Raw genomic sequence first — 18,671 nt, forward strand, 5'->3', positions numbered from 1 at the left:
ACTTGAAATAATTAGAAATATTTAGGAGGTTCAAGAAATATGAGCAACAACAGGGATTCCAAGCCAAAAATCAAAGAAAGCACTTCTTTCTATGACATCCCGGAACGGTTCGAGTTAATCAACGGCATCCGCTACGATCTATCTCCATCCCCGAAGTATGTGCATCAGAAAATAGTGGGGAACTTGCTCTTGAATCTGAGTAAGACTTGCCATCTGGACGGGGAAATCCTCGTGGCCCCCATGGACGTGCATTTCGACGAGGAAAATATTGCGCAGCCCGACCTTCTCTATATTGCGAACGACAATCGAGCTATCCTGCGGGACGGCTACGTGTACGGAGCACCGGATTTAGTAGTGGAAGTGCTGTCGAGCAGCACGGGCCGGAAGGACAAGACGGTGAAAAAAGCGATGTTCGAACGGTTCGGCGTAAAAGAATACTGGTTGTTCTACCCTGATTATCAGACCGTGGATCAATTCGTGCTCGCCGATGGAGCTTATTTTCTAGCCGCATCGCTCACGATCGGGGACCAGCTTACATCTCCACAGTTTCCTTGCGTAGCGGTAGAGTTGGAGGGTATTTTCCCTTCGGAAAGCATGGAATGAGGATCGCCTCATCCTCGTTCGCGACGCCTAATTACAACAAAAAACCGGCCGTTCGAGCAATGTCTTTGGCGTGTGCTATTGAAGCTATTTCCCTCTCGCAAGCAAGTAAAGAAAATAAGCCCCCAAGCGCTGCGACCACGATTCCCGCCGGGATCTCCTGCGGCTTAACGATGGATCGCGCGAGCGTATCGCCGCCTAGCAATCGGGCTAGATGCGGCACGATTTGCCGATTAAGCCAATGCCGCCGTTCACCGACACAAGCTCAGCCAATCTATTGAACACTGATAACATAAGGAACTGTTATCAACTCTTTTCCTAATAAGAATTGCCCCCAAAACTTGTAGACTCCATTTTCAGGGAATTTTGCCGTGACCGTTACACTATTAGCTGAACTGATAGAAGCATGTGCATGTAAATAATTTTCAAGGTCATTACTAAGAAATATTACGTGTCCGTAGCTACCTAAATATTTATTTATCTTTACTTTTTTTGATTTTGGGTCGGTATTTGTAAACGCATAAGTTATCTCGGTTTCATTGCCAACTGCCACCCGATCAACTGAAATACTTACTTCGATGTTATTAATAAATTTTATTCGACTAGTATCAGGTACTATTTGCTTTGTAGGTGCTTTTTCACCCTCTATTTTTATCCAATGGTATTTTGTTGAAACATTTTTGTTACTTGGCATATACTCACCAATTAATTTGTACTCATCAGCAAATGGAAATTGAATTGTTGTTTCAAATTTTCCATGATGATCTTCCGGATGAAGATGATCAAAATAAGTGAGATCTTTACTGACGACAAATAGATGCATTTTCTTTTCATGAAAAACATCAAAACTGTTTAATGGTTTTCCTCGTTGATCAAATACCTGAGCGGATACGTTGTACTGTCCTTCCGACTCAGTATTATTGATACTCCATAAAACGTCTGTGGTATCCGGCATATTCTCTGAACTATAGGTGTGATTGTGATTATGTTTGCTAGAACACCCAAGAACAATAATTAATAAAATACATGTAAAACTTGTTAGAATAATCTTCATTTTTTCCTCCTATTGGCTAAAAGTTCCACAGAACCACTCTTCTATTTACAATTTACACCATCAATGGTAATCTAACAAGGAAGTTATTTCCACTAATTAGGAGGTTGGTAGTTTTGAGAAAAATGGTTGTTGTATTGCTAGTACTATTTATAATGTTGCTCACCCCGGCTATTGCATTCGCGTCTCACTCAGAAGGACACTTTCACAACGAGCAGACCGCATACAATGAAATTTCCACGGAAGGTTACTATTTAGCGGATCCTTGTTATTTCCAGCAAAACGTATACTTAGTTGATCGGACATTCTATGATTGGTATCACCATAAATACGTAATTTTTGATTTATGGTATAACGACGTTTACCAGTACTCAAGCTACTACGATAATAACTTCAGACTACAGGGATCCTATATTTATTACATGTGTTAGGGGGTGTGTTCAATGTCAACTACAATGTCCAATAAACGCAATACAATCCTATTAGTCACGATCATTACTGCGGTTGTTTTAGCTTTCGTTCTCTATAAAGGTTACTCTGTCAGCCGGGCTGGGGACGGACAAGAAGGACAAATGACTAGACTCGGTATCAGTTCTCTGGACAACTTCACGGTGAAGGAGCCAATCGAACAAGTAAATAAAGAAAGCAAAGTAAAGGTATGGAGAGATGATAAGGACCCGGGCAGAACAATCACCCTTAATGAGAAAAATGGGTATATCGATGTAACCAAACTTCAAGATAAACTCGATCCCAATCCAGTCCATTCCGAAATCATTAAAGTAAATAACCAGTACACCGCGCTTTTGACCGAGTTTCAGGTTGAATATAACGGAAAAAAGGAAAACATGTTCAGCTTGAGATGGAGCACTCCAGCAATTGATGCGATTGAGACAACGTTCGCGATGTTTTTCACCTCCAAGTTTACGAGAAGCGAGATCCTCCATATTGTCGAGAATGTTACTTTCAAGAAGGAAGAATATTCGGAATCAAATAAGTAAATCAAATGCCCAAACAGCCGTCCCTCGGGTTTTAATAGACCCGTTGGGACGGCTGTATGGGGTTCTCATAGATTATCGATTCTTACCCGTAATAACAAAGTCCAGATGACGCGCCGTGTCATAAGCGAGCTGGTACGGGTCCGCCGCATACGGCGAGATCTCCGCCGTCAGCGTGTCCGTGTAGCCGATCGCCTGAAGCGCCTCGCGCACGGCTTTCCAATTGACGTCGCCGGCGAGCAGCGGGACGAAGCCGCCGCCGTTGCCTACGGCGGTCTTGAATTCCTTCACGTGCACCTTCAGGATGCGCGAGCCGAGAATGCGTATCCATTGCTCGGGGAAGCCGAACAGCAGCACGTTGCCAACATCGAAATAGGCGCCGACGTTCGGGGAGCCGATCTCGTCGATGTAGCGGGCGAATTCGAGCGGCGACAGCAGGAACTTGTTCCACACGTTCTCCACGCCGATGCGCACGCCGCGCTTCTCCGCTTCCGCGGCTAGAAGCCGAAGTTCCGGCTGCGTCCGCTCGTAGCATTCATCGTATCTTGTATCCGCGTTCACTAAACCCGGCACGACGAGCACCGTATCCATGCCGAGCAGCTCGGCGATCTCGAGCTGCTTCGTCACGACGCCGCGGCCTTGCTCACGCAACGCCGGGTCTGGCGAAGACAACGGGTTGCGGCCCATAAGACCGGTGGACAAGCTGCGCAGCTGGATGCCATAGCTGCGGGCCAGCCGCCCGATCGCTTCCGCTTCGCCGGCGCTGATGTCGGTCGTGAAGCCGATGCCTCCCGGCGCGTACAAGTTCAGCTCGACGGCGTCGTAGCCGGCTTCCGCGCTGACGCTGAGCACTTTCTCCAGAGGCGTATCCGCTGGGTAACACCATTGATTGATCGATTTCAACATGTTCCGTTCTCGCTCCCTTCTATTTTAACACTACGGTCTGACGCGAACCCGCCGACTCGTTAGCCGCAAGCGTAACCGCAAGCGTCTCCGCCGCTTCCGAGAATGTGCTCAGGACGAGCTCTCGGCGCCCCGTGCGTATAGCTTCTACGAAAGCTTTGTCTTGCTCGTAATAGTAGTCTTGCTTCGATTTAATCGTAATGTCCTGTGCATCATCGACGATACGCAACACATTTCCTTCCACAGACAGGAAGAAGTTGTGCCCGTAAATTTCCACCGCGCCTTTGCCGACATACTTCGCCATCGAGGTGCTCGTGATGTTGCCGATCGCGCCGGATCGCAGGGTGAAGGATACGGTGCCCACATCGTATGCCGTCGCCTCGGGATCGATCTGCCGAATGTGCCGCTGCGCATGGATGGCATTCACTTCTTGGAAGTCGCCGGCCAAATAGCGGATCAGATCGAGCTGATGCGTCGCCATCTCGACGAGCTGGCCTCCCGATTGCTCAAGCATTCTCCACCAGCGCACGCCCGGCAAGCCGCCGAACCGATACGCCATCACCATGGCGATCTCCTTGTCTGCCAAGTATTCCTTGGCTTGCGCCACGATATCCATATAGCGGAAGCAATAGCCCGAGCTATGGATGATGCCCGATTCGAGAATGACTCTCTCCTTCTCGCGCACCTCCGCCATCGACAAACCAACCGGCTTCTCCGCCAGCAAATGCAGTCCCCGTCGTGCAGCCTGCTCCTCGATGCCGCTGCCGTCGCGTGCGAACGGCGGCGTGCAGACGAACAACGCGTCGACTTGCCCCGAATCCATCAGCGCCTCCGCACTTGCGAACGCCTCCGCCCCATATTTCTCCGCCATCTCGCGCGCCCGAGCTTCATTAATGTCGTATACCGCCGAGACAACCGCATGTTCAATTTTCTGCAGCGTCTTGATATGATGCTCCGCTATTCCGCCGACTCCGATAAATCCGATTCTGACCGCCATGAAGTGTTACGCCTCCTGATCGACTAGGTTTCTTTTCTACCCAAGCATAGTCGGATCGGAGGCGTTTGTATTTATTGAAATCGATACAGTATATACGCAAAAAAACAAGCTTCAGCCAAACTGCATCATCTGCTGTCGGCGCCACTCCGTAGGGGAGATGCCTTCGATATTCTTGAACCATTGCGAGAACGAATGCGGTCGGGAGAAACCGAGACAGTCGGCGATCTCCGCCATGTCCTTCGAGGAGGCGCTGAGCTGCCATTTCGCTTCCGCCATGCGGCATTGCTGCTGATACTGCTTCGGACTCATCCGGTAGACGGACTCGAATGAACGGCGGAACCCCGCCTCTGTCATGCCGGCGAGCGCTGCCAGCTCTGAAATCTGGACGCCGTGCTGCAGATTGCCGCGAATCCAGTCGCCGGCCCGCGTTATCGACAACGCCTCCCGGTTCGACTGTGAATGCTCGAGCAGGAACAGCATCAGCACCTCGAGCCAGGCGGAATACGTCCAAGCCTTCTCCTTGAGCGGGACGGACACCATCCGCAGCCATTCGCGGAACAGCTTCTCGTAGCGGTCTTTGTCCAGAGCGGATAAAGTAAACATCGTCGGCTTCCGATCCTCGACGAGCTCGCTTAGTATATCTCTCAACCTGGGTGGAGCATAATGGATATGAATAACGCCGTATCGGCTACGGCTGATGCCTTCGAACCGATGCGGCAGTTCTGCCGGAATAATGACCACGTTGCCGGCTTCCAAGCTGTCCCGCTTGGCGCTCCATTCGAAAACGCCGCGCCCTTCCATGAGCAGGCTGATCTCGACCGTCGCATGCTGGTGAAAGCCCTGATCCTTCCAATCCTCGTCGCGCGTGCCGATGAAGCTCCTGACGGTCATTTCCGATTGCATTCCGGGACCTCCGCTAATCGTATCTGGTACCTACGTACCTTTTTTTCTCAGGGTAGCATAAAAAATTTCCATCTTCCAGATCGTTTATGTATAATGGATGCAGACTGTCGATTTCTATGTCCAAATGCCCCTAAGTCCCCCTATATAAGCAAATTACATAGGCATCAACCAATGACGATCCATAGCGGAGGAACATCCATGAGATGGTTGCAAGTCGAACATACAACGAACGTACAAGGTCAAGTTAAAATAAATGGTTCCAAAAACAGCTCGCTGGCTCTGCTGGCCGCTTCCTGCCTGGCAGACGAGCCTGTCCAACTGATGGGCATCCCGGATATTGCCGATATTCGCGTCATCGAGAACATGCTGAGAGAAGCCGGCGCACAGGTGGAGCGCGATTCGTTCGGAACTGTACATATCGATCCGCGGACGATCGAGTCGGCGAGCTTCGATCCGAAGAAATCGTCTTCGTTCCGCGCTTCCTATTATTTCGTAGGCGCGTTGCTCGCCAAATTCGGCCGCGTCTCCATCGGCTACCCCGGCGGCGACGATTTCAAGAGCCGTCCGATTGAGCAGCATTTCAAGGCGCTCAAGCTGCTCGGCGCAAACCTTACCTTTAATGAAGATCATTATGTGGTCGAAGCTTCCCGATTGAACGGCGCGACGATTTTCTTCGACATGATCACGATGGGCGCGACGATCAACATTATGCTGGCCGCTGTTCGGGCGCGCGGCACAACGACGCTGCTTAACGCCGCCCGGGATCCCGAGGTTGTCGATACGTCCAACCTGCTCAATCAGATGGGTGCCCGCATATCCGGTGCCGGCACCGATACGATCCGCATTGAAGGCGTGACCGAATTGTCCGGCTGCGCATACACCGTTATCCCGGACCGGCTCATCGCAGGTGCCTTCCTCATGACCGCGGGGATAGGCGGCGGTACAGTAACCGTGAAGGACGTTATCCCGGAGCATCTCGGCTCCTGTGTCGCCAAGCTGCGCGAGATCGGGCTCCATATCGAATCGGACGATCAGTCCGTAACGGCTTACTCAGACGGCCATATTAAGGCTACCCGCATCCGAACCGCCATGTACCCGGGCTTCGCGACCGACCTGCAGCAGCCGATGACCGGCTTGCTGCTCCAGGCGCGGGGCAAGAGCATCGTCAGCGACCGCATCTACCCGGACCGCTTCGCCCATGTCGCTCAGTTGAAGCGGATGGGCGCCGACATCACCGTCCGCTCCGGCGTGGCGATGATCAAGGGCGGCCTGCCGCTGCGCGGCACGCTCGTTCATGCCTCCGATGTCCGCGCAGGCATCTGCCTCATCATGGCCGGCATGGCCGCCGAGGGCACGACGTCGATCGCGGGCATCCAGCATATCGAGCGTGGCTACGAGAACGTCGTGGGGGCGTTCAATTCGATCGGCGTGCGCATCTCACTCCACGAGTCCGGCGAAGCCGAGGGCATTGCGGACGCGCGATAATGACTGCATAAATTGAAGAAGCGCACCTACATTTTTGCAGGTGCGCTTTTCGTATCTCATTTTGTTGGGTAATCTAATTGTAGATCGTGATGAATTAGGCTTGCTTGAGAGCTTCCAGCTCGATCGAAATTTTCACTTCGTCGCCTACGAGGACGCCGCCAGTCTCAAGCGCCGCGTTCCAAGTTAAGCCGAATTCCGCGCGGCTGATGCTGCCCTTGGCACTGAAGCCGGCACGCTCATTGCCCCATGGGTCTTTGCCGCCGCCTTCGTACGCCACTTCGAACGTCTCGGAGCGGGTAATGCCACGGATCGTCAAATCGCCGACCACATCATATTCGCCTTCGCCGGTCTTGACGATGCCGGTCGAGCGGAACGTCATGTTCGGATGGCTGGCCGCATCGAAGAAATCGGCCGATTTCAAGTGGCCGTCGCGGTCGCCGTTCCGAGTATCAATGCTGTCAATCGCTACGCTGAAGCTGATCGAAGCGGAAGTCAGATCGCTAGGATCGGCCTCAATGGAAGCTTCGAAGCCATGGAACGTTCCTTTTACTTTGGCGATCATCATGTGTTTGACCGAGAAATCAATGCTGCTGTGCGATGCGTCAACTACCCAATTTGCTTTCGACATAATTACAGCCTCCTAGAAATGAGAGTCTATTTACTTACTTTTAATAATGTACTTACTTACTTTGTTTCACCACCTTATTTTATGTAATTGAAGCTCATTTGTCAACTCCAAAAATGGGCGAATTCTTTGCTTGTATCGCGCAACATTTGCGTACGTCCTTTCGTTTGTTAGGTCAAAATCCAATCCGAAAGGAAGCTTCGAGTATGTCCAACGCTCGTTCAACTATTCGTGCTGCGGGGCTGGCCGGCCTTGTCTGCCTCTTATTGGCGGGATGCACCGCTTCGACCGGCGAACCGTCCCCTACTCCGACTCCTTCAGCAAGCGCGCAACCGACGGCAAGTCCGACGATCACTCCTGTTCCTTCGGTCACTGCAACCGCGACCCCTACAGCTACACCGACGGTGTCCGTCAAACCGAGCACAACTCCAACTCCATCGACAAAACCGATCCATGGAAATGTCCCGTCTGCTGAAGCGCAGAAACTGATTGCCGATCGAACCGCAGCCGTCATTCAAGCTCTCAAGAAGCAGGACATGAAGCAGCTCGCCGGTTTTGCGCATCCGGAGAAAGGCATCCGTTTTTCCCCATACACGCATGTCGATCTGACGAATGATCTCGTTGTTGCCGCTTCTTCGTTTGGCGGCGCGATGACGGACGTGACGGTGCGCAATTGGGGCTCCTACGACGGGTCAGGCGAGCCGATTCAGCTGAAGTTCTCCGATTATTATGCCAAATTCGTCTATAACCATGATTTCGCGAACCCGGAAACGATCGGCTATAACCAAGAGATCGGCAAAGGCAACATGATCAACAATACTCGGACTGCGTACCCAGCCGCTATTATTGTGGAGTATCATTTTAGCGGGTTCGACCCTGCGGTGCAGGGACATGATTGGGCGAGCCTGAAGCTGGTATATGAGCATTTTGGCGGCAACTGGATGCTGGTCGGCATTGTGCATGATCAGTGGACGATCTAGCCTGGTTTCGCTATAGTAGGAGGATGACTGGATCGTCTGGAGGAAAAAGGCTCTATGAAATTGGATCGGCTGTTGGCGATCACGATGCTGCTCTTGAATCGCGGACGGGTCAGCGCCAAGCAATTGGCAGACCGCTTCGAGGTGTCGCTGCGCACCGTCTATCGAGATATGGAAACGATCAATCAAGCCGGCATTCCGATCGTCTCCTACGCGGGCACATCCGGCGGCTACGAGATTATGGAGCAATATCGGCTGGAGCGGCAATATTTGACGGTCGATGAGCTGCGATCCATCGTGGTCGCGTTGAAAGGGTTCGGGCAGTCGCTCGGCGAGGACGATGTGGACCATCTGCTGGATAAGGTCGGCGCGCTGATGCAGAAAAGCGAACCGACCTCGCATGGAGCGGGGACCGGGGTGATGGAGGAGCAGGTGGTCATCGACCTGAGTCCATGGAGACGCAATGCCGAGGCCAAGGAGAAGCTGGTCCACCTGCGGCAAGCGATTCGGGATAATCGGATCGTCCACTTCGATTATGTGAACGGACAAGGGGAGCATGCGGGGCGAAGCTGCGAACCGATGAGCGTCGTGCTGAAGGGGTATGTCTGGTACTTGTACGGCTACTGCTTGCTGCGCGGCGATTTCCGCGTGTTCCGTTTGTCGCGCATCACGAAGCTGGGCCTGAGCGCCACCCGGTTTGTTCGTCGTGCCATCCCGGAGGGAGAGGTGCTGTTCCGCTGGGAGCGGCACCCGGGCGAGCCGGACCGGTGCATCCCGCTCGTACTGGCGTTCAAGCCGCGAGCGAGTGCCAAGGTGCACGATCACTATGCAGAGTCGCAGATCGAGCTGCAGCCGGACGGCAGCCTGCTCGTGCATGCGAAGGCGCCGGACGAGCCTTGGCTGTACAGCATCCTGCTGGCGTTCGGCGCCGATGTGCAGGTGATCGAGCCGGCGGCGGTGGCGCACAAGCTGCGGCAGCTGGCGCTGGACATAGCGGAGCTGTACGCGAGGTGACGGGGCGGCTGGCAGCTGGATGGCGGCGGCGGAATGCGGTTGATCGAGCTGGCGGCGGTAGTCGGATGGCGGCGCCACTCCACGGCCACTATAGCCCACCACTCTCCGTCCACCACTACCGCCATTCCACGGCCACTGTAACCCGCTACTACTCTCCATCTACCACCACCGCCATTCCACGACTACTGCAGCCCACCACTCTCCGTCCACCACCGCCACTCCACGGCCACAGTAACCCGCTACTCTCCATCCACCACCACCGCCACTCCACGGCGCAGGTACCTCTCTCCTCTCCAGCACTTTTCACTTTGCGCACCAACCGGTCGCTGTTAAGCAGCATAAGTAACTTCCCAGCACCCAGTAACCCAGCAACAACTTAGCACTCCCCACGTATACCCCATCTATTTCCACTTCTTATACTCAATTTCCAATATTCACCTTTCCCTTCAACTAAATTTCCTTCCATCGCGAACAAGAATGAAATCTATGAACCTACGTACATAACTCAGGAAGCTGGCTTCACGAATTGTATACTTGAGTTCATAGATTAAGGTTACTGGTGGTATTTTGCGTATTTTAGTTCACAGGAAGCGAAGTTTGGTTCATAGCAAGCTAACCATGCGCCGTCGGAGCGCTTCCCTACGCCAAATAGCGACCTGGCGTATCGTTATCCCGCCCAACCAGCACCACTAGCAGCAGCAGCAGCAACCCAGCGCCACCCCGACACAACCACGTAACACCCCCTTCCCCTACCCACCACGCTACTCCCACGCCGGATAAGCCTGAATGCAGCCGCAAAGCCGCCTTGGCAGGAACGTGGATGGACATCTGACATATGATACTATATGCTGACGAAAAGAATGGGTGGAGCGGGATGAGTTCGGACGACAACAAGCGGATCATTACGTGGATTGTCATTATAGTGGTGCTGTACGCCTTTTTCACCGGGATCGGCGAAGGGGAAGACGAATTCGGAGGGGAAGGCGAGACGATCATCGTCTAAGCTGGAGGGTGCGGGGCCATGGCCAAAAAAGGCAACGGGATCCGAAAATACGCACAAAAAGCGTGTAACGACAGGCTCACGCCCCAACAAATTGCGGTCGTTGTGGGCTTGCTGACGAATGCGCTCGAGGTAGACTCGATCTTGATCGACCGAAATCAACGGATCGAGATCGTTCTGGAAGGCTCTTTCCGCCGGAAAACAAAAGTGGATCAAATCGCCGAGGATCTGGATGATGTCAGTGTAACGGAATTGATCAATGCCTTCATACGCAAATATTAAGAGCCGCCCCTGACGACGAGGTCAGTGAAGCGGCTCTTTATAGTTACAGCTTCCCGTAGGCACGCAAGGAGATCAGCCTGTCCACCGTCAGGCTGCCCGCCACTCCAGCTCGCATCCCAGGCTGACCGTCGGCCAGTGGATCGCCCAGCCCCCGTCCTCGCGCTGCTGCGCGGCGAGCGCCTGCAAATGCCGCTCCACATCCCCCACGGCGACGCAGGGGCGGGCATAGCTGTCCGGGCGAGGCGCCCAGTCCAGCACCTTGTGCACGTAGCCGCTGGCCTCCGGGTCGCGTTCGATCGGGCCGGGCTGCTGCAGCCTGCCTGCAGCAATGCCTCCGGGCCGGCGGCACGCTCGCGGTCTGGCGTATGCTGCAGGAACGTGAGCCACTGCACGCCGTCATGGAACCCATGCGGCAGCTCCCCCTCGACCTCGCGCCATACAAACTCGACTGTTCGTGAGAACCACAGCTCAGAGGCGATGTCGGCGCGATCCCCAACGCCGATCGACGACTGGCCGCCGGACAAAGCTCCACCCGATTGAGCCCCGACCTCGCTTGCATCACCGCCCCGACCTCGCTTGCATCACCGCCTCAACCTCACTTGCATCACCGCCTCAACCTCGCTTGCATCACCGTTCCCACCAGTCACCTCTCCTTCCCCATCCTCCTCCAGCTCATCGAACCGATCCGCACGGAACGACCGCACTTCCTCGTGCGTCTCCGAGTACGCCTCGCAATACCAGAACCCATACGCCGCATAGACACGGCTAGGGACAAGCGTCACCCAGCGCCGATGGTTCGCTGAGCGGTATAGCGCCCGAATGCGCCGCCCTCCCGCCTTCACCGCGTCGATCAGCAGCGGCAGCAAAGCCGCCTTCACCTTGCGCTCCGGCACCTGCAACTCCAACTGCCCGAGCATCGCCTCGATCTCGGTTCGCGTCCGCTCCGGTAGCACGGCGCGGATTTTATCCATCACCGTCCATCTCGCGCGATTGAAAGGCGTGTCGCCCATCTTGGTCATCGCCTGCAAGGCAAGCAGCACCGTGAGTGCCTCCTGATCGTCCATCTGCAACGGCGGCAGCTGAAAGCCGTCCATAAGCCGGTATCCGCCGCTCGGCCCGGGGACGGTATACAGCGGAACGCCCATCTCCGCCAGCGACTGCATGTCGCGAATGACGGTCCGCTTGGATACCTCCAGCCGGTCAGCCAGCGCTTGCGCGGTAGCGGGCCGTTGCTGCAGCGCGATAAGGATGGCCATCAGCCGGTCGGATCGTTTCACAGCAAGCAGCACCTCCCCGATTTCGCTAAGATAATTCTAGTATACCATCCAAATGGTGACAGCTATGCTGTGGGTATAGAACTTGTTTGCGGACAATAGATACGCTATTTGTGATGAAATGGCTTGTTTGGATTAGTGAGCGGACACAGAAGCCCTTATGGGGGCTCCAGTTGAGGTTTGGTATGTCGAAATGACGAAATAAGAGCATCTGTGTCCGCCAAAGTCAGCAAACGGTCCTTTTTGGGGGTAATAAGCGCATCTGTGTCCACAAACCCGAAAAAAATCCCCGGACCCAAACAACAGGATCCGAGGAGGACTGACTCGCCCATTACTGCATATAGTTCACTTTCACAAAAATCGGCGTCTCGCTGACGTTCACCGTCACCGCGTGGCTCGAGATCGTCAAGCCGCTGGAAACGCCGTCCGTATCCCCGCCCGCCATCGTGACGAGCGTCGCCGACGTGGCGGAAGTCGACAGCGGCAGCGAATACCCGCTCACGGTCGTGCCGTTGCTGGTCGGCGCCCATACCGCATACACGCCGCTGTTGTCCGTCGCACTCTTGAACTTGTAGACCTTCACATTCGGGTTGCCCGAGCTCAGCTCGCCAAGGTAACGGTTGCCGGTCAGCGTATTCCGCATCGTGTACACGTAGTACCAGGACAGTTTTGGAGTCCAGTCGTTTTTCGGACCTACCAGTCCGGAGGTGGAATATTTGCCGTTGTCAGCGTCCACGTCGCGCAGCATATACATCATCGCACGATCGATGCCCGATGCGGCAAGCGCCAGATAGGAGCGCACGAGCCAATCCGCCTGCACCTCCACGTTCGTCTTCGTCCCGATCACAGGGGCGCCCTGCGGAGAGGACGGATGCGTGTCATAGCCGAACTCCGACACCCACACTTCTTTACCCGGCATATACGTATCGCGATAATCAACCAGCTCTTTCGTCATGCCCTTCAGATTGCAATCCTCCGGACTGATCCCCTTGGTCTTCGCCGTATTCTGGCAGTACATATGGAAGTTCAGCACATCGGCCGGGAAGGAGCCGTCGCTCCGGTTGTACTTGCTCCAAGCTTCCATCGCCCGCAAGTAGTCGAACCGGTAACCCGCCAAGCCGCCCATAACGACCTTCATACTTGGATCGGCCGTCTTGATGCCAAACGTATTGCCCATCGTACCTACATGCCCGTCGTAGTCAGCGCTCAGCATGGCGGCATATTCGTAAGGCGTCCAATACGCTTTGCGCGCGCCCCAGTCGCCGTTCGGCTCGTTCCAGTCCTCGATATAGTCGATCAGGTTAAGTCCGCTGACGCGAGGCTGGCCTGCCGTTAGCTTCAGCTTCCCATCGGCTACGCTTGTGCCGCCGTATCGGGCTGCGAACTGGAACAGATGATCCGCGCGCGCCGCATAGGAAGCCGGAACAATGGCGCTTAGTCCGTTCGGCACGGTCATCGGCGTGTTGTAGTCGGTCGAGACGAGCCAGGCCGGTTTGGCTTTCTGAGCGGGACTCACCGTCATGCCTGCATTTTTCATATCCGTGTAAAAAGTATCGAAGTTGACGCCCGGAATATTGGATGGAGCAAAATTGTTCGTATCGCTCGGATAAGCGGTCGCCGCCGTTTCCCAATCCCAGTTATGGTATTCCCGCACGACCTTCAGCACCTCTTGGACGCTGAGCGGATCGTCGTGGAACGCGTTCATCCCCATCAAGTCCTCCATCACCGGCTTCGTATGCGGGGTTGGCGTAGGGGGCGTATCCGGCGTACCGATAGGGTATCCGTAAACAACGACCTCCCTCACAATGGCTCCGGCATTGACGAATGTGAAGCGGAGGTAACGGGTATCGGTATTGACGTCCTTGTTCTTCCAAAGGTTGTTGCCGACCAAATTGTCCGTAAACGCCGGAGTCCAATTGAACGGAGTCCCCGTGGAGACGGTGAAAGCATTCGTGGCGGAGCCGTTCGTATCGTAGAAATACACCTTCGTAATATGGTATTCCTGCCCCAAATCCAAGTAAGCCGAAGCCGGCAGCCACCAGCTCTCGCCAGGGTGTTCGTCGCCATACTTCTTGCCGAACAAGTACCAGCCCGTCGTCGGAACGCCGCCCGTACCATTCATCGGATCGCCCGCAACCGTCTGTTCGTCGATCAGCGTGCCTGCATTCTCATGGGCGATCTCGTTCAGCAGCATCGATTGGGTCAGCACGAGCTTCTGGGCCACAGGACCGGAGGAGGAAGTAGTCCCGCTAGGCACGTTGGACAAGGCGGAAGTATTCGGCACCTCGTCGTTCGTCTTCATCGCAAAATAATACGTCGTGCTCGGAGACAAGCCGGTTACCGTCATCGATTGGCTCGTTCCCGCTGCGGCCGGGGTCGGCTCCCCCGTCACCGCAGTGGCGCTCGACCAATTGCCGGCTGTGATCGTCGACGTGCTGTAGCGGATATCGTACGAAGCCGCCGTTCCCGTACCCCCGTCATCGCCAGGCGCCGTCCAGGTCAACTGCACGGAGCTCGACGTCGTCGTGCCGACCGCCAAGTTCGTTATCGCCGATGGGGGCGTCGTATCCCCGCCGCTAGTCGGCTCGCCGTACACTTGCAGATCGTAGAAGGAAGCCCAGCCGGTGCTGGCCCCGCTGATCGTCACGCGCACATACCGAGCCGTCGCCGTGAACAGATCGTTCGTATCCCCTGTCGTCGTATTGCCCGATTTGTCCACCACGGTCGAATAAGTGACATCGTCGGCGCTCACCTCAAGGATGTACTTGAAGTAGCGGGTCCCGCTCAAATACCAGTTCACGGCGACCCGGGTCAAATCATAGCTCGCCCCTAGGTCCACCTTCCACCATTGGGGATACGTGGCGTTGACCGCCGTCCAGCGGGTGCCGAGGTCGCCGTCGTTGCCGTTGGCGGGCACATTGCCCGTCTGATTGGAGCTTGCGGTTGCGGTTTTGCCTTGGGAGATCAGCGTTTCTACCGCCCCTGCGGGCAGGACAGGCAAGAGCAGCGTCACCAGCATGACGGTAATCAACAATCGAATCAGCGTGATCTGGGTGCGGTTGCGAGGAATACCCCTATTTCCCATAAATCATCATCCCTTCTCGATTCTAAAATGTTCTTGCATCCTTCGAAAAGCAAATGGCTAACAGCGTCAGCCCGCCGACCTACATCATCCGATCACCTCCTCAGAGGAGCCACTCGCCATAGCAGCTTAATGCCAGCCGTACACGTTCGTTCTTCTCAGCTCACGGTCGGTCTGCTGCGCAACATTCAAGTTGACGAGACGACCGTCGGCCACATATTCATTCCCCTCTTCCTGCAAATGAGCGAGGAACCGCTCCCGTACGCTCGCCAGCAGCTCAAGATTGCCGTTCAACGGATGCTGCTCCAGCCGGTCATGAACCGCATCGAACAGCAGCTCCTTGCCATCCTCGGCAAAATACAAATACTTGTACCCGCCCGTGTGGAACATATGCGAATGTCCGATTTGCCCGTGCAGCTCATGCCGGACCTCCCCGGCTTCTCCTCGAATCAGCGGCAACAAGTCTCTGCCTGTAATGTCGGCCGGCGTCTCAGCTCCGGCGATACTGCAAAACGTAGCGAACAGATCGTCCAAACCGACCAGAGCCTCGCAGGTCTCCCCCAAGCCAAGCGAGAAATCGCGCGGCGGGCAAATAATAAGCGGCACATTCGCAGAAGGCTCCATAAACGTCGACTTTCCCGAATCGTCCAGATCGCCGAGCATTTCCCCATGATCGCTGGCATAGACGATCCAGGTGTTGTCGAGCTGCCCCTCCGAGCGGAGCTTGCCGAGCAGCCGGCCGATCTGATGGTCGATGTGCGTCACCATGCCGTAGTAGACACCCCGGGCTTTACGCAACGCCTTCGACTTCATCCTCACCGAATTCCACACCTCGCGGTGTCGGCGCAGCCCATACGGACACAGCTCCTCATGAATCCATTCCGGCACATTAGGCTCAGGGACGTCCTCGTGGTCGTACATCGAATAATAAGGCTCATGCACCGTGTTGGGGGGATGCGGATCGATGACGGAGGCCCATAGGAAAAACGGCTGCGTCCGGTCCCGGTATTCAAGAAACCGGATCGACCGGTCCATGACCCAATTCGTCATCGTCCACTCCTGGGGGACATGGCTCCAGTCCGGGAACGGCTCATTCATCCCGATGCCGGACCGGTCGGCGCGACCGATGCCTGTCCTGGCCCTCGCCCAGTCGTTGAACTCCGCCTCGCCTTCCACCCCTTCGAATCCGCCGCGAAACGTCGGCTCCGTATGCCAATGCGTCTTGCCGACGATCTGCGTCTGGTAGCCGGCTCTCGTCAGCAGACTGCCGAGGAACAGCTCGCGCGGCCGGTCGATCCGGTACTGCTGCGCATACTCCGGCATCCCGTACCGGTGGGATTGGATGCCGGTCACGATCGTCGTCCGCTGCGGGATGCATACCGGACAATCGGCATACGCCCGGTCGAACCGGACCCCGGACATCGCCAGCTTGTCGAGATGCGGCGTGCGAACGCAAGGGTGGCCGGCGCAGCCCAAAGTATCGCCTCGATGCTGATCGGACGTAATGAATACGATGTTCGGTTTCGACTGCTGCAACTGCGACTGCCTCCTTTCAACCAACCTTACCGTCGCCTTTATTGGCCCATTCAAGCTTACTGCCAAGCTTCTCTGAACCTACTCCTTCACGGAGCCCATCACAATGCCTTTCATAAAATACCGCTGCAGGAACGGATACACGAGCAGGATCGGCAAAGCACCCAGAAACACCTGCGCCGCCCGCACCGTGCGGTCCGAAATGTTGTCGAGCTCGGCGAGCTCGGACGCGGAGATCGTGCTGAGGTCCCGCTGGACGATGACCGTCTGCAAATAGCTGGACAGCGGATACCGATTCGTGTCGTTCATGTAGATGATGCCGTCGAACCAGGCGTTCCAATGGCTGACGGCCGTGAACAGCCCGACGGTCGCGATCGCCGGCACCGAGACGGGCAGCACGATGCGCCACATCGTCTGCATATGGCTCGCGCCGTCGATGTACGCGGCTTCGAGCAGCTCCTTCGGAATGCCGCGGAAGAAGTTCAGCAGCAGGATGACGTTGAAGATCGGCACCGCATGCGGCAGGACGAGCGACCATACCGAGTTAAGCAAACCAAGCTTTTGAATGAGAATATAAGTCGGAATCAGGCCGCCCTGGAACAGCATCGTGAAGACGAAGATCCAGACGTACAGCGTGCGGAACCGGAACTCCGAAGACTCTTTGGACAAAGGATACGCGAGCAGCACGGTCAGCAGCATCGAGATCGGAACGGCCAGCAATTCCCGGTAGCCGGTCATGAGCAGCGATAGGAGAAATTCCGGTTTGGCAGCGACGAACGAATAAGCCTTGAACGTAAACTCGACGGGCCACAGGACGACCTTGCCGGCTTGGGCGGCTGTGCTGGAGCTTAGCGATACGGCGAGCACCTGCAGCATCGGCATGAAGCACAGGAAGGTCAGGATCGCCAGAAACGTGTAATTGCACGCTTCGAATACTTTCCGTCCCAACGATTTCTGGTAGATCAAGGTCGAGCCTCCTTTCATGTCGGCAGCTGCCTGTGTGAGGAATAGAAGCTATTAAAAAATGCGATAATTCGCGAATCGATAGGCGAGCACGTACGAAAGAGAGATGAGCAGGAACGAGATGAACGATTTGAACAACCCGACCGCCGTAGCCACGCCGAACTGGAAGTCTACCAGCCCTAGCCGATAAACGAGCGTGTCGATAATGTCGCCTGTTTCATAGACGCCCGGACTATACAGGTTATACACCTGATCAAATCCGGCATTCAGAATGCCCCCGATTCCAAGCGTCGTCATCAGTACGATGACCGGTAGCATACCCGGCAGCGTAATGTACCAAGTCTGCTTCCATCGCCCGGCTCCATCGATGACCGCCGCCTCGTAGAGCGCCGGGTTGATGCTAGTCAGCGCCGCGAGATAGACGATCGTGCCGAAGCCGAAATCCTTCCACACATCCGACAATACGAGCACATACGGGAACCAGTCGGCGTTGCCCAGGAAAAAAACCGGCTTGATGCCGAACCAGCCCATCATCTGATTCACGAGCCCCTTGGACGGCGACAAAATATCGAGCATAATGCCGGCCAGGATAACCCAGGACAAAAAGTGAGGCAAGTAAATGATCGTCTGAATCGAGCGTTTCACAAGCTGCTTGCCGATCTCGTTCAACAACAGCGACATGGTAATCGGGGCGACGAGACCCATGATGATTTTCATAACGGCAATCCAGATCGTATTCCTTAACACATTGGAAAATTGAGGCAGCTTGAAAATGTATTCAAAATTGTCGAACCCGCTCCAGGAGGAGCCGAACAGTCCTCGGGTCGGCATGAAATCCTGGAAGGCGATCACGAGCCCGGCCATCGGACCGTAGCTGAACACCAGCACGAGGAGGAGACCCGGAACGATCATAAGATGCAAGAGGAGCTGATCCTGTCTGCCTCTGCGGAACATGCCGCTTCACCCGCTTTCTGAAAGCTTCCGGAG

Annotated in this window: 18 protein-coding genes; 7 read left to right on the forward strand and 11 right to left on the reverse strand. The window is 55.2% G+C overall.

The window, feature by feature from the left end; genetic code table 11:
* The first annotated feature begins 39 nt into the window (after nt 1–39).
* The gene (locus PKO02S_RS00520; RefSeq protein WP_127578917.1) at nt 40–603 is read left to right on the forward strand and encodes a Uma2 family endonuclease; all 564 of its coding nucleotides are present in this window, start codon (nt 40–42) and stop codon (nt 601–603) included.
* Nucleotides 604–874: 271 nt separating this feature from the next.
* Here PKO02S_RS00520 and PKO02S_RS00525 read toward each other — a convergent pair whose 3' ends face one another.
* Complete coding sequence (locus tag PKO02S_RS00525; RefSeq protein WP_127578919.1) at nt 875–1,654, reverse strand: DUF8832 domain-containing protein; 780 nt, start codon at nt 1,652–1,654, stop codon at nt 875–877.
* Nucleotides 1,655–2,094: 440 nt separating this feature from the next.
* Here PKO02S_RS00525 and PKO02S_RS00530 point away from each other — a divergent pair, with 440 nt between their 5' ends.
* The gene (locus tag PKO02S_RS00530) at nt 2,095–2,649 is read left to right on the forward strand and encodes a hypothetical protein (protein ID WP_127578921.1); all 555 of its coding nucleotides are present in this window, start codon (nt 2,095–2,097) and stop codon (nt 2,647–2,649) included.
* 72 nt (nt 2,650–2,721) lie between these two features.
* Here the strand turns inward: PKO02S_RS00530 and PKO02S_RS00535 are convergent, their stop codons facing one another.
* The 3 genes from PKO02S_RS00535 to PKO02S_RS00545 all read right to left on the reverse strand — a co-directional run bounded on the left by PKO02S_RS00535 (nt 2,722) and on the right by PKO02S_RS00545 (nt 5,449).
* On the reverse strand, nt 2,722–3,552 hold the full coding sequence (locus tag PKO02S_RS00535) for a sugar phosphate isomerase/epimerase family protein (RefSeq protein WP_127578923.1): 831 nt from the start codon (nt 3,550–3,552) through the stop codon (nt 2,722–2,724).
* Nucleotides 3,553–3,571: 19 nt separating this feature from the next.
* The gene (locus PKO02S_RS00540; protein WP_127578925.1) at nt 3,572–4,546 is read right to left on the reverse strand and encodes a Gfo/Idh/MocA family protein; all 975 of its coding nucleotides are present in this window, start codon (nt 4,544–4,546) and stop codon (nt 3,572–3,574) included.
* A 111-nt stretch (nt 4,547–4,657) separates the two neighbouring features.
* The gene (locus PKO02S_RS00545; RefSeq protein WP_127578927.1) at nt 4,658–5,449 is read right to left on the reverse strand and encodes a helix-turn-helix domain-containing protein; all 792 of its coding nucleotides are present in this window, start codon (nt 5,447–5,449) and stop codon (nt 4,658–4,660) included.
* Between the two features lie 198 nt (nt 5,450–5,647).
* Here PKO02S_RS00545 and murA point away from each other — a divergent pair, with 198 nt between their 5' ends.
* Nucleotides 5,648–6,934: a UDP-N-acetylglucosamine 1-carboxyvinyltransferase gene (murA, locus tag PKO02S_RS00550; RefSeq protein WP_127578929.1), complete on the forward strand. Its 1,287-nt coding sequence runs from the start codon at nt 5,648–5,650 to the stop codon at nt 6,932–6,934.
* A 94-nt stretch (nt 6,935–7,028) separates the two neighbouring features.
* Here the strand turns inward: murA and PKO02S_RS00555 are convergent, their stop codons facing one another.
* On the reverse strand, nt 7,029–7,562 hold the full coding sequence (locus PKO02S_RS00555; protein WP_127578931.1) for a YceI family protein: 534 nt from the start codon (nt 7,560–7,562) through the stop codon (nt 7,029–7,031).
* Nucleotides 7,563–7,765: 203 nt separating this feature from the next.
* On the opposite strand from PKO02S_RS00555, the gene PKO02S_RS00560 reads away from it, so the two are divergent.
* From PKO02S_RS00560 to PKO02S_RS00570, 4 genes are all read left to right on the forward strand, one after another.
* Nucleotides 7,766–8,539, forward strand: coding sequence for a hypothetical protein (locus PKO02S_RS00560; RefSeq protein WP_127578933.1), 774 nt, complete (start codon nt 7,766–7,768; stop codon nt 8,537–8,539).
* Between the two features lie 54 nt (nt 8,540–8,593).
* A complete protein-coding gene (locus PKO02S_RS00565; protein ID WP_127578935.1) occupies nt 8,594–9,550 on the forward strand; it encodes a helix-turn-helix transcriptional regulator in 957 nt (318 codons plus the stop codon).
* 874 nt (nt 9,551–10,424) lie between these two features.
* Nucleotides 10,425–10,553, forward strand: a complete 129-nt coding sequence (locus tag PKO02S_RS33560) for a hypothetical protein (RefSeq protein WP_281280392.1) — start codon at nt 10,425–10,427, stop codon at nt 10,551–10,553.
* A gap of 18 nt (nt 10,554–10,571) precedes the next feature.
* On the forward strand, nt 10,572–10,832 hold the full coding sequence (locus PKO02S_RS00570) for a hypothetical protein (RefSeq protein WP_174819861.1): 261 nt from the start codon (nt 10,572–10,574) through the stop codon (nt 10,830–10,832).
* 87 nt (nt 10,833–10,919) lie between these two features.
* Here PKO02S_RS00570 and PKO02S_RS00575 read toward each other — a convergent pair whose 3' ends face one another.
* The 6 genes from PKO02S_RS00575 to PKO02S_RS00600 all read right to left on the reverse strand — a co-directional run bounded on the left by PKO02S_RS00575 (nt 10,920) and on the right by PKO02S_RS00600 (nt 18,638).
* Nucleotides 10,920–11,099, reverse strand: a complete 180-nt coding sequence (locus PKO02S_RS00575) for a hypothetical protein (protein ID WP_127578937.1) — start codon at nt 11,097–11,099, stop codon at nt 10,920–10,922.
* A 314-nt stretch (nt 11,100–11,413) separates the two neighbouring features.
* On the reverse strand, nt 11,414–12,109 hold the full coding sequence (locus PKO02S_RS00580) for a helix-turn-helix transcriptional regulator (RefSeq protein WP_127578939.1): 696 nt from the start codon (nt 12,107–12,109) through the stop codon (nt 11,414–11,416).
* Between the two features lie 328 nt (nt 12,110–12,437).
* Nucleotides 12,438–15,191, reverse strand: a complete 2,754-nt coding sequence (locus PKO02S_RS00585) for a discoidin domain-containing protein (protein WP_127578941.1) — start codon at nt 15,189–15,191, stop codon at nt 12,438–12,440.
* 126 nt (nt 15,192–15,317) lie between these two features.
* Nucleotides 15,318–16,724, reverse strand: a complete 1,407-nt coding sequence (locus tag PKO02S_RS00590; RefSeq protein WP_164821221.1) for a sulfatase-like hydrolase/transferase — start codon at nt 16,722–16,724, stop codon at nt 15,318–15,320.
* Between the two features lie 78 nt (nt 16,725–16,802).
* Nucleotides 16,803–17,687 carry a carbohydrate ABC transporter permease gene (locus tag PKO02S_RS00595; protein ID WP_218033900.1) on the reverse strand — a complete coding sequence of 295 codons (885 nt, stop codon included), beginning with the start codon at nt 17,685–17,687 and terminating at the stop codon, nt 16,803–16,805.
* A gap of 51 nt (nt 17,688–17,738) precedes the next feature.
* Nucleotides 17,739–18,638, reverse strand: coding sequence for an ABC transporter permease (locus PKO02S_RS00600; RefSeq protein WP_127578947.1), 900 nt, complete (start codon nt 18,636–18,638; stop codon nt 17,739–17,741).
* Between the last annotated feature and the right edge of the window lie 33 nt (nt 18,639–18,671).

The sequence above is a fragment of the Paenibacillus koleovorans NBRC 103111 genome (assembly GCF_004000845.1).
In the GTDB taxonomy this organism is placed as follows: Bacteria; Bacillota; Bacilli; order Paenibacillales; family NBRC-103111; genus Paenibacillus_AA; species Paenibacillus_AA koleovorans.